Here is a 12,852-nt window from a genome sequence, read left to right as displayed (position 1 = left end):
GGGCCGTCGCCGTCGAACCGGTTCGACGACGTGGCCACGCTCAACTCGACCCAGCCGTACGGCATTTCGAACACAGTTCGTAGCGTCGGCGGCACCGTAGGTGTGTGATCGAGTCACGGTCAAGACTTTGCGCAACACCTGTCACGGCGGAATCACACCGGTCGGGTTCGGGGCAGGCCGACATCCCAACCGGTCGGATTGCGCCAATCCATAGCAGCAATTGCGTCAGGCCGCACCGACATGACCGAGTACCGACGGTAAGGGCTTGCTATGGCGGCGCCTCGGACGCGAATCTTCCCCTTCCAAGTAGCCATGCCTCGGGGGGAATTGGCATATGCAAGGCACAGTGGACGGATTCAGCTACGGCGTTGTCACTCCGGTGGCCGCCTATCTCATGGCCTGCCTCGGCGGGGCCCTGGGGCTGCGCTGCATCGTCCGGACCCTGTTCAACAACAAGCAGTCGTGGAAGCCCGGTTGGCTCGGGCTCGGCGCGGTGTCGATCGGCTGCGGCATCTGGACGATGCACTTCATCGCGATGATCGGCTTCCAGGTCGAGGAGACCCGCCTCAGCTACGACGTGGGCCTGACCGTGCTGAGCCTCTTGGTGGCGATCGCCGTGGTCGGCATCGGCGTCTTCATCGTGGGATACGGCGGCGCCTCCGGTGGCACTCTGTCCATCGCGGGAATCGTCACCGGGCTCGGCGTCGCCGCGATGCACTATCTGGGTATGGCGGCGATCCAGATGGACGGGAGCATCCATTACGCGCTTGGCACCGTCGCGCTCTCGATTGTGATCGCCGTCGTGGCCGCGACCGCCGCGCTCTGGGCGGCCGTCTCCATCCACGGCTTCCTTACGAGCCTGGGCGCCAGCCTGGTCATGGGTGTCGCCGTGAGCGGCATGCACTACACGGGCATGGCGGCGGTCAGTGTGCATCTGCACGACACGACCGGCGGGGCGCGGGGTGGCGATTCGCCGCTGTCGCTGCTGCTGCCCATGCTGCTGGGGCCGGTCATCTTTCTGGTGCTGGCCGGAGCGATCGTTATGTTCGATCCTCTGCTGGTCACGGGGGACGGGGATGAGGGGCGGGCTGCCTCGCAGCGGCGGGCCGCGTCCGCGGACGCGGACGCGGACGGGAGCGACGGCGAAGCGTCCGCGGGGCGGGGCGGCTCGCTCTTCGAGGGGTTCGAGGGCGTCGAGGGCCGGCAGGGGGCCCGGGGTTCCGACGTGCCGCCCGGCTCTGCGGGACGTCCTCGTGGGCAGTACGAGTACGAGGCTTCGAAGTCCGCCTACGAGTGGTGAGTTGGCTTTTGCGGCGGCGCACAGCGCCGGTCATGCCGCGGTGATGTGCGGCGGGCCAGCCGCTGTGCACCGCTGCAGGTCGGCCGCTGTGCGCCGCTGTGGGTCACCCGCCTGCGGCGGCTTTCTCCAGGGTGGCGATGTCCAGCTTCGACATCTTCATCATCGCCTCCATCGACCTGGCCGCTTTCTCCTCGTCGGGGTCGCTGAGGAGCTCGAGGAACCTGGTCGGGACCACCTGCCAGGAGACGCCGAACTTGTCCTTCAGCCAGCCGCAGGGGCCCTCCTGGCCGCCGCCCTCGGTGAGCTTGTTCCAGTAGAAGTCGACCTCGTCCTGATCCTCACAGCGGATCTCGAAGGAGACGGCCTCGTTGAACTTGAACTCGGGGCCGCCGTTCAGGGCGACGAACTTCTGGCCGTTCGCCACGAACTCGACGGTTACGACGGTGCCGGCGGGGCCGGGGCCGGCCTTCGTGTAGCGGAGGACTCGGCCGAGCTGGGAGTTCTTGAAGACCGAGACGTAGAAGTTCGCGGCGTCTTCGGCCTGGCCGTCGAACCAGAGGCATGTGGTGAAGCCGTCGGTGGTCATGGGGACCTCCTGGTCGGTGAACGCTGTCACCTGTGTCGACTGGTCCTCGTCGGAAAACTCATCGCTCCGCGGGTTACCTCCGCGGTTGGGTTCGTTTTCGGGTGCGGGTGCGTTGTGGCGCGGCCGCGACGCGGAGTGTCACCCACCAGCCCCGTAGGCGCCCTGCTTCACGTGCTCGGGATCGGCTCGGAGCCGTTGTTGGCCGGGGGTTCCGGGGAGCCTTGGTCGGGGGGTGAATCGGCGGGGTCCTCTTCGTACGGAGTGGGCTCGTCCGGTGGGGGTTCGGAGGTCTCGGGCTCTGGGTACGTTTCCTCGTCCGGAGACGTCGTTTCCGGGGTCGGTGTAGACGGTGTGGGCGGTGAGGTCTTCGGGGACGGAGGCAGCGAGCTCTCGGACGGGGTCGGGCGCTTCTCGGGGGGCTTCGTCTTCTTGTCCTTGGTGCCGGTGTCGCCCTTGTGGCGCTCGATCCACTCGTCGTTGTCGGGGTCGTAGAGGACGAAGGTGTTGATGACCTGGGGCGCGGGCGAGATGACCACGACGTTCGACGAGCGGTACGAAGGCCAGGAGTCGCCCGTCCTCTCTGGGGTGCCCTTCTGTGCGACCGGTGGCGTCAACGGGTTGCCGCAGGCGCAGCGCGCCCGGGGTACGCCGCGGTCGTCGACGAGGACGGCGGTGCCGGACTGCAGGACGGCCTGGTAGCCGGTGCCGGCGCCATCGCGGTAGCCGTGGTTGGTGACGCGGGTGTCCATTCGCAGCTGTACGGGGGTGAGCGAGCGGAGGTATCCGGGAACGCCGGAGGGTTCGAGACCGAGGGCGGAGGCGAAGGCCTCGTTCTTGGCCGGGGACTCCTGTAGGTAGTTGATCTGCTTCTCCACGTCGCAGCTGGCCTTGTTGCGCGTACCGCCGTAGAGGCCGGGGGCCGAACCGTCCACGCCCCGCGTCACGTTGGCGGAGTCCGAGGTGGTCGTGGGCGAGGGCGTCTCCGGGAGGGTCGAGCTGTCCTCTGCCGTCGACTTCGTGAACGGGTCGGGGCCCGACTTGCCCGCGGCCTGGAGGAAGACCTCGCTGCCAGAGCTCGAGGTGCCGCCGTCGGGGCGGGTGAGGACGACGGCCAGGACCACGGCGGCGACGGCCACCAGGGCGATGACCGCGACGCGGGGCGCGGACCTCCACCACGGCCGGCCGGGTCCGTCACCGGGGCCGGGCTCGGCCGGACCGAGTGGGCCGCTGGGGCCGGAAGGGCCGCCGCCTCCCGGGCCTCCGGCTTCCGAGCCGCCGCCCGACGGGCCCAGCGGGGCGCGGTCACCCGGCGGAGGAGGCTGGGGCGGACCCGACAGCGGGCCCGAAGGGGGTCCGGTGGGGCGGTCGGAGGACGGCGGTTCGACGCTCACGAGCTCTTCTTTCCGGCGTAAGGGTGCACTGCCTTTCGCAAATTTCATATGTTTCGTGACAATTCGGCCGCTATGCATCCATTGTGTGTGCTGGTTCCCTATCACTCGCAAGCTGACGCGGTCAGCCCTCTCGGCAGGCGCGGTGCCGGAGGCCTGCCTAGCGTGGCAGCGTGAGGACGCAGACACCCGCTGACCAGGCAGTGGCCCGCCATGGCTGGGCCGAGGCCGTCGTAACGGTCCTCGCAGGAGTGATCGTCATGCTCGTGGTCGCCGCGCTCGGGCTGTGGGCGGCCGGGGCGACGGATCTGCCCGAGGGCGCGTTTCCACGGGTCGTCCTGGCCACCGTGGTGGCGGCGGTCGGCGGTTCGGTCGAGTTCGCGGGCAATGCCGGAGCCCTCGCCGAGACCCAGGCGAACCTGACGGTGCTCCCCCTGTCGGTGGCCCTCGCCGGAGTGCTGGTCGTCGCCGCCGGATTCCTGCGGCCGTTGCGCCACCGGGCCGTGGCCGGGGCTCCGGAGCTGGCGGGCTGGGCCGTCCGTATCGCCGTCGTCTGGCTCTTCGCGCTGGTCGCGCTCTCGGTGCCGGCCCGCCAGACCTTCGACATCTCGCTCGGGGAGGACGGTCTCGGCGACATCGGCGACTTGTTCGGGGAGGTGGCGTCGCCCCGGGTGGGCTTCGAAGCCGAGGTACCGGTGACGGTGTTCTTCGGGCTGCTGTGGCTCGCGGGAGTCATGATTCTCGCGCTGCTGGTCTCGCGAAAGGCGCCGCTTCCGGCCCGGCTGCTGCGCTTCCAGGAGTCGGTGCGGCCCGCCGCGTTCGCGATGGTCGCGCTGCTTCTCGCCTACGTCGTCCTCGGCCTCCTCATCGCCCTGGTCGTGGCGGCGACGCGCGGGCATGCCGCCGAGACCTTCGCCGTGATCCTTCTCGGGCTGCCCAATCTCGTCTGGCTCGTCTTCACCATCGGCCTGGGTGCCTCGTGGGAGGGGCGCGTCGACGGGCCGTTCGGGCTGCCCATGCCACGGTTGCTGGACCTGGTGATGCGTACGCCGGACATCTCGACGATCGATCTGCGCTCGCTCTCCGAGCACGACGGCAGGGTGTGGTGGCTGGTCGTCGTCAACGCCGTGCTGGTGGTGGGCGCCGCGTTCCTGATGGCCGCGCGTTCACCGGCCCGGACGCGTCTGTGGCAGCACGCCCTCCACATGGCGGTGGCGCTTGTGCTCACGGTGCTCGCCGTCTGCCTGGTCGGCAGGATCCACGCGCACTACGGCCTGTCGCTCCTCGGCATCAGTGACCTGGGCGGCGGGCTGTCCGGTGACCTCCTGCTGCGGCCACGGTTGTGGACCGCGCTGGGGTTCGCCGCGCTCTGGGGGCTGGTGACGGGGTTCCTGGGCGGGCTGCTCGCCTGGCGTGTGCACCGGCGGGGCGAGGTGGCCAGTACCCGACCGTGATGTCAGTGAGGCGTACTACGGTACGGGGCCATGATCGAGCCGGACTTCCTGCACACGACCCGTACGGGGTACGACTCCGTAGCCGCCCGTTATGCCGAGGCGTTCGCCGACGGGCTCGAGGACTGGCCCCTGGACCGGGCGATGCTCGCCGCGTTCGCCGAGTTCGTGCGGGCGGACGGCGCCGGGCCGGTCGCGGACCTTGGCTGTGGGCCCGGCCATGTGACCGCTTTGCTGCACGCGCTGGGGCTCACCACGTTCGGCGTCGACCTGTCGGCGGAGATGATCGCCATCGCCCGCAAGGCGCATCCGGAGCTGCGGTTCGATCAGGGCTCGATGACCGCGCTGCCCCTCGGCGACGGTGAACTCGGCGGGATCCTCGCCCGGTACTCGATCATCCACACCCCGCCGGAGCGGCTGCCGGAGGTGTTCGCCGAGTTCCACCGGGTGCTGGCGCCGGGCGGCCATCTGCTCCTCGCGTTCCAGGCCCTCGACGATCCCTCTCAGCTCGCCGAGGCGTTCGACCACAAGGTGGCGCTCGCCTACCGATGGTCGCCCGGTCCTGTCGCCGACCTGCTGCGCGCGAGAGGGCTCGTCGAGGTGGCGCGTCTGGTGCGCGAGCCCGACGAGAACGACGAACGGGGCTTCCAGCAGGCCCATCTGCTGGCTCGCAAGGGCGAACCGGCGGCTTTCCGACAGCCGTTGCCCACGAGACGGAAGAATTCCGCCTGATTCCCCGGCACGGCCTGTCATTGCGGGGTTAGAGTCGCCTCATGTCCCACAGCGATGCCATAACCCGCGTGTCCCTCAAGAGAATTACCCCCGACGTCTCCGGAGCGATGGGCGCTCTGCACGGTGCCGCCGTTTCCGCGGCGCGCGATGCCAAGGTCGAGCCGGAGCTGCTGGAACTGCTCAGAATTCGCGCGTCCCAGATCAACGGCTGTGCGTTCTGCCTCGACATGCACACGAAGGACGCCCGCGCCCAGGGCGAGACCGAGCAGCGCGTCTACGCGCTGAACGCCTGGCGGGAGACCCCGTTCTTCACCGAACGGGAGCGCGCCGCACTGGCGTTGACCGAGGCAGTGACCCTGGTACACGACGGGCAGGTCCCGGACGGGGTGTACGCGGAGGCTGCCGAGGTCTTCGACGAGGAGCAGATCGCGGCACTGATCTGGGCGGCCACCGTCATCAACGCGTACAACCGCATTGCCATCGCGCAACGTATGGCTCCGGGCGCCTATGAGCCAAAGAAGAAGACCAACTGAGGTCATAGAGAAGAGTCTCGGATGTGAATCCGGTCTGAATTCGGAAATGGGTCGAGGGCGCCGGGCGATTTCATTCGTCCGGCGCCTTCGGTTTCGGATGTGTGGTTTTCGTCGCGGGTCGCAGAAGCATCCCCTCGCACGTCGATTTCAGGTGACCGGCAACGGCTCCATGATGTCGTCCAGCCATTTCCTCCATTCCTCGGCCCGCAGCGCCGGGCCCGCCTCCAGCGGTCTGCCCTCCCACGCGACCACCGGACGGATCCCGTGCAGGGCGTTCACCAGCCACACCTCGCGGCCCTCCAGCTCCTCCAGGGTCCGCTCGCGCTGGGCGAGGTGGACGCCGGTGGCCTCGGCCCGTTCCTGGATGAGCCCGAGGGTGACCCCCGAGAGCAGGGGCAGCCGCGTCGGGGGTGAGCAGAGGGTGTCGTCCTCCCACCACAGGAGGCTGGAGCTCGATCCCTCCAGGACGAGGCCCGAGGGCGCGATGAGTACGGCTTCATGGGCGCCCTGTCCGGCTGCCCGCTGCCGGACCCGGGCCAGGACGTCGAGGTCGGGACCCTTGCGGCGGGGCACGGTCCGCGGGTCGAGCTGGCCCGCCGCCCATACGCGTACTTCGGGGGCGAGTTCCGGGGCGTGCCGCAGCAGGAGTCTCAACTGGAGGGATCCGCGGACGAGTTCGACGCGCGGGAACCAGGCTCCCGTTCGGGGCAGTGCGGCGGTCATCTCCCGCCAGAACTCGGTGAGTTGTCCGGCCGGTGGGGCGCCGGAGTCGGCGCAGGCGCGCTCGAAGCGTGCCCGGTGCCGCTCGAAGCCGCGCACCAGTCCGTCGCGCAGCAGCCACGAGTCCGCGGCCAGCAGTCGGGTGTCGGCCGCCAGACCCCGGGTCAGACCACTGCCCGGGTTCCAGGCCAACAGGCCCTCCGCGGTTGCGGGTTGCGTCATAGAGACTCCTCTCATTTCACTCCGTGTCTCATCGGGTGCCCTGGTAACAGGTGCCCTAGTACTTTCGGCCCGCGCTCGCCGGTGAGCCGTTGCGCGGCCCGTACGGAGCGTGCTCCAGCCAGGCTCCGCACCACGGCAGTACGGGCGCGAGTGCCGCTGCCGCGCGCTGTTTGGCCCGTACGATCCGCCGCCGCGGCCGCAGATGGTCCAGTGCGGTTCCGGCAGCGGCGCTGTTGAACAGGGCAGCCGCGCGCCGGGCCGCCGCGAAGTGGGCGACCGCTTCCGGCACTCCGGTGGCGATGGCCTCCGCTGCCGCCGCCGCGTCGGCGATCCCGCTGTTCATGCCGCGCGCGCCGAACGGCGGGAAGAGGTGCGCCGCCTCGCCGACGAGCAGCACCCGGTGGTGCGGGTCGGTGAAGGTGGCGGCGACCTTGCGCAGGAAGCGGTACGTCGACACCCACAGGATCCGCTCGGCGTACCCCTCCCCCACCACGGCCGGCAGCCAGCTTCGTACGGACTCCTCGGTGCCGTACGTCTCCTGGCGGTCGTCGTCTCGGCACTGGAGGTCGAGCTGGAAGCCGCCGGTGAACGGCACGCGCATCACGCTGCGTCCGCCGACGCCGGGATGCTCGTAGTGGAAGACCCGTTCCAGCGGAAGTTCCGCGCCCGGGATGTCGGCGACGTCCACGACGACGTGGAAGCCGTTCGCGTGGCTGCCTTCCAGGGAGATGCCCAGTTCGCGCCGCAGTGCCGAGCGGGCGCCGTCGGCGGCGATGACGTGGCTGCCGGTCCAGGTGCGGCCGTCGTCGTCGGTCAGGGTGACGCCGGTCGGGCCGGTCCGTACGCCGACCACCTCGGCGCCCCACACGAACTCCACCCCGGCGTCCTTGCAGGCGGCGAGCAGGAAGCGTTCGGTGTCGACCTGGCGCAGGCTGGTGAAGGGCGGTGGTCCCGAGGGGGGCGGGAAGGTGCGGGAGTAGACCTCGCGGCCCCGGTACAGGGTGCGCTTGGTCTGCCAGGTGCGTCCGTACGCGGTGATCTCGTCGGCCAGTCCCGGTCGCATCGACTCGAGCAGGTGCAGGGTCTCCCGGTGGACGAACAGGGCGCGGCTGCCCGGCCGTTCGCGGCCCTCGGGGTCGGCTTCCAGGAGGGTGACCGGCAGGTCGCGGGCGCGCAGGGCGAGGGCGGCCGACAGGCCCACGGGTCCGGCGCCCACCACGATGACGGGGCTCATGTGCGGGTGCCCTCGGTCAGCATGCGGGTGATCTCCACCCGCTTCACCTTCCAGGTGGCGGTCATCGGCAGCTCCTCGAAGCGCCATTGCCGGGGTTCCGCCATGGCGGGCAGGTCACCGGTGGCCTCCTTCCATCGCTCCATGTCCAGGGGCGCGTCATCGCGGACGCATACGACCGGTACAGGTTCGCGCTCGGCGCCCCGCACGATGACGACCTCGCGCAACTCCTCCAGGCGGGACATCAGGGTGTCCTCGACCTCCAAGTTGCTGTGCACCGAGTCGATCTGGTCGATCTCACGGTCGATCAGATACAACGCGCCCAGGCGGCTCTGGTAGCCCATGTCGCCCATCTGCCACCAATCACCGTCGAGTTGGCGCAGGTACTGCTCCCGAGCGCCGAGGTAGGTGAGGATGCGCCCTCTGGTGCGGGCCTCGATCGGTCCGGGTGTGCCGGGCCTGGCCCGCCCGCCGGAGCCGTCGGAGATGCGTACGCGCGTGAAGCCCGGGATGCCGGTGCCGACCCGGCGGCCGTCGGCGCGGGCGGCGCTGCGCCGGGTGAACCACTGGAAGGCGACCGGGCCCGTCTCGCTCTGCCCGTACAGCTGGATCAGATACGGCGAGCGGCGCTTCGAGGCGTCCAGCAGCCGCCGTACGGTCCGTGGATGGATGGCGTCGAAGGTGGAGCCGTACGAGCGGACCCGGGACAGCGGTGCTCCGGGGGCGTCGGCCAACTCCTCCCACAGGACGAAGGTGTTGGGGTGGGTCTCGACGATGCCGGGGCGGTGGCGGGTGAGGAGGGGGCCGACCGAGGCGGGTTCCGGGTGGGTGATCAGCACCAGTGGGCTGCCGAAGTGCAGCAGCACGCCGAGGAGGTGATAGAAGCGCGAGTGCACGAACGACATGTGCAGTGCCGCGATCTCGCCGCGGGTGGGCCAGCCCATCGCCTTCTGCGGCAGGAGGCGGTTCCACATGGTGTTCGGGCAGTGCACGGCGAGCTTGGGCACGCCGGTGGTGCCCGAGCTGTGCGTGATCAGGGAGGGTTCGCGGGGGTGGAGGCGTACGGGCGGGGGCGGCTTGCTGCCGGCGTACCGCTCCAGGGGGACGGCTCCGGGTGCGTCGTCCACGGAGAGCGTCTGCCGTACGAGCGTGGGGAGTTCGACGTCCTTGAGCGGTCCTTCCAGCTTGGCCCGGTCGGTGATCAGCCAGGGCTTGTGAAGGCGTTCGAGGAGCTGTCCGGCCACCGGGCCCGCCAGGGCGGGCGCGAGCAACGCCGGTACGGCGCCGATCCGGGAGACGGCGCAGGTCAGCAACACGATGTCGACGTTGTCCGACTTGTGGATGACCACCTCCTCGGACGGCCTGACCCCGGCCTCCCACAGCCGGCCGGAGAGCTCGTCGACGAGGTCCGCGAGCACGGTGTAGCTGAGGTAGACCCCGAGGTCGGGGTTGACGTCCAGTGGCCGGTCGAGCGTGACGAAGGCCGCTCCGTGGCGGTCGGCCGCCTGCCGGAACATCGGGCCCAGGTAGAAGCCGCGGTCGGGGAGCAGGGGCTGCTGCTGTCGCATGCGCCCAATCCTTTCTGCAGTGGTGACTGAGGCCGGGGTCGACGAGTCGGCGCTCATGGTCACCACGCGCCCTGGCGGACGAGGTGGCGGCGTAGTTTTCCGGTGGAGGTGCGGGGCAGTGTCGGGACGAAGCTGACGCTGCGGGGGACCTTGAAGGCGGCGAGGCGGTCGCGGGCCAGGGCGATGAGTTCGGCTTCGAGGCCGGCCGGTATCGGGGTGACGGGGACGACGAAGGCGCGTAACCGGTTGGCGCCGCTGCGGTCGGTGACGGCGGCGACGGCGATCTCCTTCACCGCCCGATGGGTCCGCAGTGCGGCTTCCACCTCCAGCGGGGAGACGGTGATGCCGCCGACCATCTCCATGTCGTCGGCGCGGCCCAAGTGCCGGATGGTGCCGTCGGGTTCGCGGCGCGCCCGGTCCCGGGTGGCCAGCCAGCCGCCGACCAGGGTGCGCTCGGTCTCCTCGGGCCGGTTCAGGTAGCCGGGTGTCAACGTCGGCCCGCGGACCCACAGTTCGCCCGCTGTGCCGTCGGACACCGGGCGGCCGGCGCTGTCGCGCACCTCCACCTCGAAGCCGGGTACGGGGCGACCGACGGTGCCCGGGTGGTTGTGCTGGAAGCTGTTGGCGCAGAAGGCGTGCCCGGCCTCGGTGGAGCCGATCTGTTCCAGCACGGGCGCGCCGAGGAGTGCGGTGATCTGTTCGCCGAGCCCGGCGGGCATGCCCTCACCGGCCGAGATGGCGGCTCGTACGGAGGCGAAGCAGGTGGTGTGGCCGCCGGCCCGGTCGGCCACGAGGGCGGCGTACGCCGACGGTACGGAGTAGAGGAGGGTGACCCGGTGCCGTACGACGATCTCGTCGATGGCCGCGGGGGTCGGGCGGCGGTCCACCAGTACGGCGGAGGAGCCGGAGAACAGCGGGAAGGCGAAGGTGTTGCCGAAGCCGTAGGCGAAGAACATCTTCGACACCGACAGGGTGACGTCCTCCGGGGTGATCTTCAGCAGCCGTCGGCCGATCAGGTCGTGGTAGGTCTTCGGGTCGCCGTGGCAGTGCACAACTCCCTTGGGATTTCCGGTGGTTCCGGAGGTGTACTGGATGTAGAGCGGGCTGTGCGCGTCGACCGGGTGGGCCTCGGCGGTCGGCTCGGCGGTCCGGGTGAGCGCGACCAGCTGATCGGCGCCGAGGCGGGCGCGGTCCGCGAAGCGGTCCTCGAGGCCTGGGCCGGTCACGCAGAGCGCGGCCCGGGTGTCCTCGGCCATGAACTCGTGCTCGGGGGCGGTGAGTTCGGGGTTGACCAGCACTGCGACGGCTCCGAGCCGGGCGGTGGCGAGAAAGGTCGTCACCCAGGCGACGGAGTCGGGCAGCGCGATCAGCACCCGGTCACCGGGAGCGACGCCGTGGTCGGCGAGCACGGTGGCCGCTCGGGCCGCGAGGTCGTGCACCTCTCCGTGGGTCCAGGACTGGTGGCCCTGGTGGAAGGCGGTGCGTGTGGTCCAGTCACGGCGCTCGGCGAGCGCGGCGAGATGGGCGGCCAGGTTTCCGGGGGCGCCAGCGTCGGCGAAGGTCCGCGTGGCCTGAAGGGTCGTCAGACTGGTCGGGGACTGCGCGGTCGGCCGGTCTGTGTGCGTGGTGGTCATCGGGTCGGCTCCTCGGCAGCGGCGGGGACAGCGGTGTGCTCCTGGTGGACGGCCCGCATCTGTGCCGCGGTCTTCAGCAGCATTTCGTCGTACTCAGCCTCCGGATCGGAGTCGAGGACGATCGCCCCGCCGGCCCCCAGGTGCATCAGGCCGTCGGCGAACACGGCGGTGCGGATGACGATGCTCAAGTCCACTCCGCCGCCGCAGCCCAGGTAGCCGAGGGCGCCGGAGTACACGCCGCGGGCCTCGGTCTCCAGGGAGTCGATGATCTCCATGGTGCGCAGCTTGGGCGCGCCGGTCATGGAGCCGCCGGGGAAGCAGGCACGTACGCAGTCGACCGCGTCCGTGCCTTCGCGCAGCCGTCCCTCAACGGTGGAGACGAGCTGGTGGACGGTGGCGTACGTCTCGGTGGCCATGAGGCGGGAGACCCGAACCGATCCGGTCTCGCAGACCCTGCCCAGGTCGTTGCGGAGCAGGTCGACGATCATCAGGTTCTCGGCGCGGGTCTTGGGGTCCGCGGCCAGCGCGTCCCGGAGCCTGGTGTCCTCGTCGGGGGTGCCGCCGCGGGGTGCGGTGCCCTTGATGGGCTTGGCCTCGGCGATGCCGTCCGCCGTGATCCGCAGGAAGCGCTCGGGGGACGAGCCGGCCACGTCGAGGTCGCCGAACCTCAGGAAGGCCGCGTAGGGCGCCGGGTTGACGCGCCGGAGCACCCGGTAGAAGTCGTAGGGGTCTCGCGGTGCGGGTAACCGGGCGGCGTTGGTCAGGCAGATCTCGTAGCTGGTGCCTGCCCTGAGTTCCCGCTGGCAGGCCTCGATGTCCGCAAGGTAGGTCCCCCGGTCGCGGACCAGCCACGGTTCGGCGGCTTCGAGGTCCGGCTCGGAGGTGACGGGCAGCGGCGGCTTGTCCGTCGATACGAAGCTGAGCTGGGCCATCGCGCTGTCGAGCCAGTCGGTGGCCTCGCGGGTGGCCTGCGGGGTGTCCTCGGCCAGGCAGACGGCGTAGGTGAAGCCCTCCTCGTGGTCGACGGCGACCAGCCGGTCGGCGAACAGCCAGCAGGAGTCGGGGGTTTCGGCCCGGTGACGGTTGTCCGATCCGCAGTCGGCCTTCAACTCGTAGCCAAAGTAGCCGACATAGCCGCCGGTGAAGTCGAAGGGCAGCCCCGTGCCGTCGACATGACGGGTCGCCAGCTGCCGCTTCAGGTAGTCGAAGACGGAGGAGCGGACCTTACGCAGGGGCCGTCCGGGGCGCTCGACCTCGCAGAGGCCGGTGTCCACGTCGTAGCGTACGAACTCGGCGAGCGGGCCCCTGCCGTCCCCGAAGAACGAGAAGCGGGACTGCCCCTCCTCGACGCGGGAGCTGTCCAGCCAGAACGCCCGCGGGGCGTCGGCGCACATCCGGGTGAAGGCGGCCTCGGTGTCCACGGCGGTGGCGATGCGGCGGGTGTGCAGCCGGTGGCCGGGGACCACCGGCGTCAAGCTGTCCCACCC

11 protein-coding genes are annotated in these 12,852 nt (G+C 70.3%); 4 read left to right on the top strand and 7 right to left on the bottom strand.

Annotated features, from left to right (window positions below):
• Window positions 1–334 precede the first annotated feature (334 nt).
• A complete protein-coding gene (locus G6048_RS16645; RefSeq protein ID WP_165340320.1) occupies window positions 335–1,300 on the top strand; it encodes an MHYT domain-containing protein in 966 nt (321 codons plus the stop codon).
• Window positions 1,301–1,403: 103 nt separating this feature from the next.
• Here the strand turns inward: G6048_RS16645 and G6048_RS16640 are convergent, their stop codons facing one another.
• Entirely contained in the window at window positions 1,404–1,886 is a 483-nt protein-coding gene (locus tag G6048_RS16640) for a VOC family protein (RefSeq protein WP_165340319.1), read from the bottom strand.
• A 167-nt stretch (window positions 1,887–2,053) separates the two neighbouring features.
• Window positions 2,054–3,277 (bottom strand): DUF6777 domain-containing protein, encoded by a 1,224-nt coding sequence (locus tag G6048_RS16635; RefSeq protein ID WP_165340318.1) that lies wholly within the window; start codon window positions 3,275–3,277, stop codon window positions 2,054–2,056.
• A gap of 170 nt (window positions 3,278–3,447) precedes the next feature.
• On the opposite strand from G6048_RS16635, the gene G6048_RS16630 reads away from it, so the two are divergent.
• From G6048_RS16630 to G6048_RS16620, 3 genes are read left to right on the top strand one after another with little or no spacing between them, the layout of a single operon-like run.
• Complete coding sequence (locus G6048_RS16630) at window positions 3,448–4,728, top strand: streptophobe family protein (RefSeq protein ID WP_165340317.1); 1,281 nt, start codon at window positions 3,448–3,450, stop codon at window positions 4,726–4,728.
• Window positions 4,729–4,758: 30 nt separating this feature from the next.
• Window positions 4,759–5,457 (top strand): class I SAM-dependent DNA methyltransferase, encoded by a 699-nt coding sequence (locus G6048_RS16625; RefSeq protein ID WP_165340316.1) that lies wholly within the window; start codon window positions 4,759–4,761, stop codon window positions 5,455–5,457.
• 41 nt (window positions 5,458–5,498) lie between these two features.
• Window positions 5,499–5,990 carry a carboxymuconolactone decarboxylase family protein gene (locus tag G6048_RS16620; RefSeq protein ID WP_165340315.1) on the top strand — a complete coding sequence of 164 codons (492 nt, stop codon included), beginning with the start codon at window positions 5,499–5,501 and terminating at the stop codon, window positions 5,988–5,990.
• A gap of 147 nt (window positions 5,991–6,137) precedes the next feature.
• Here G6048_RS16620 and G6048_RS16615 read toward each other — a convergent pair whose 3' ends face one another.
• From G6048_RS16615 to pabB, 5 genes are all read right to left on the bottom strand, one after another.
• Window positions 6,138–6,932 carry an aminotransferase class IV gene (locus tag G6048_RS16615; protein ID WP_165340314.1) on the bottom strand — a complete coding sequence of 265 codons (795 nt, stop codon included), beginning with the start codon at window positions 6,930–6,932 and terminating at the stop codon, window positions 6,138–6,140.
• Window positions 6,933–6,987: 55 nt separating this feature from the next.
• The gene (locus G6048_RS16610; protein WP_165340313.1) at window positions 6,988–8,166 is read right to left on the bottom strand and encodes an FAD-dependent monooxygenase; all 1,179 of its coding nucleotides are present in this window, start codon (window positions 8,164–8,166) and stop codon (window positions 6,988–6,990) included.
• Window positions 8,163–9,731, bottom strand: a complete 1,569-nt coding sequence (locus G6048_RS16605) for a class I adenylate-forming enzyme family protein (RefSeq protein WP_165340312.1) — start codon at window positions 9,729–9,731, stop codon at window positions 8,163–8,165. The genes G6048_RS16610 and G6048_RS16605 overlap by 4 nt, the downstream gene beginning before the upstream one ends.
• Window positions 9,732–9,790: 59 nt before the next feature.
• Entirely contained in the window at window positions 9,791–11,365 is a 1,575-nt protein-coding gene (locus G6048_RS16600; RefSeq protein WP_165340311.1) for an AMP-binding protein, read from the bottom strand.
• A partial coding sequence (pabB, locus tag G6048_RS16595; protein WP_235989959.1) for an aminodeoxychorismate synthase component I occupies window positions 11,362–12,852 on the bottom strand: 1,491 nt, incomplete at its 5' end. The genes pabB and G6048_RS16600, both read right to left, overlap by 4 nt.

It is taken from the genome of Streptomyces ureilyticus, assembly GCF_011045025.1.
Lineage (GTDB): Bacteria > Actinomycetota > Actinomycetes > Streptomycetales > Streptomycetaceae > Streptomyces > Streptomyces ureilyticus.
The sequence above is the reverse complement of the archived record's forward strand: the minus strand, read 5'-3'. Positions and strand labels throughout refer to the sequence as shown.

Bases quoted from the DNA above. Each gene is read 5' to 3' on its own strand.
- G6048_RS16645 (WP_165340320.1), top strand. From the start codon at position 335: ATGCAAGGCACAGTGGACGGATTCAGCTACGGCGTTGTCACTCCGGTG.
- G6048_RS16640 (WP_165340319.1), bottom strand. From the start codon at position 1,886: ATGACCACCGACGGCTTCACCACATGCCTCTGGTTCGACGGCCAGGCC.
- G6048_RS16625 (WP_165340316.1), top strand. From the start codon at position 4,759: ATGATCGAGCCGGACTTCCTGCACACGACCCGTACGGGGTACGACTCC.
- G6048_RS16620 (WP_165340315.1), top strand. From the start codon at position 5,499: ATGTCCCACAGCGATGCCATAACCCGCGTGTCCCTCAAGAGAATTACC.
- G6048_RS16615 (WP_165340314.1), bottom strand. From the start codon at position 6,932: ATGACGCAACCCGCAACCGCGGAGGGCCTGTTGGCCTGGAACCCGGGC.
- G6048_RS16610 (WP_165340313.1), bottom strand. From the start codon at position 8,166: ATGAGCCCCGTCATCGTGGTGGGCGCCGGACCCGTGGGCCTGTCGGCC.
- G6048_RS16605 (WP_165340312.1), bottom strand. From the start codon at position 9,731: ATGCGACAGCAGCAGCCCCTGCTCCCCGACCGCGGCTTCTACCTGGGC.
- G6048_RS16600 (WP_165340311.1), bottom strand. From the start codon at position 11,365: ATGACCACCACGCACACAGACCGGCCGACCGCGCAGTCCCCGACCAGT.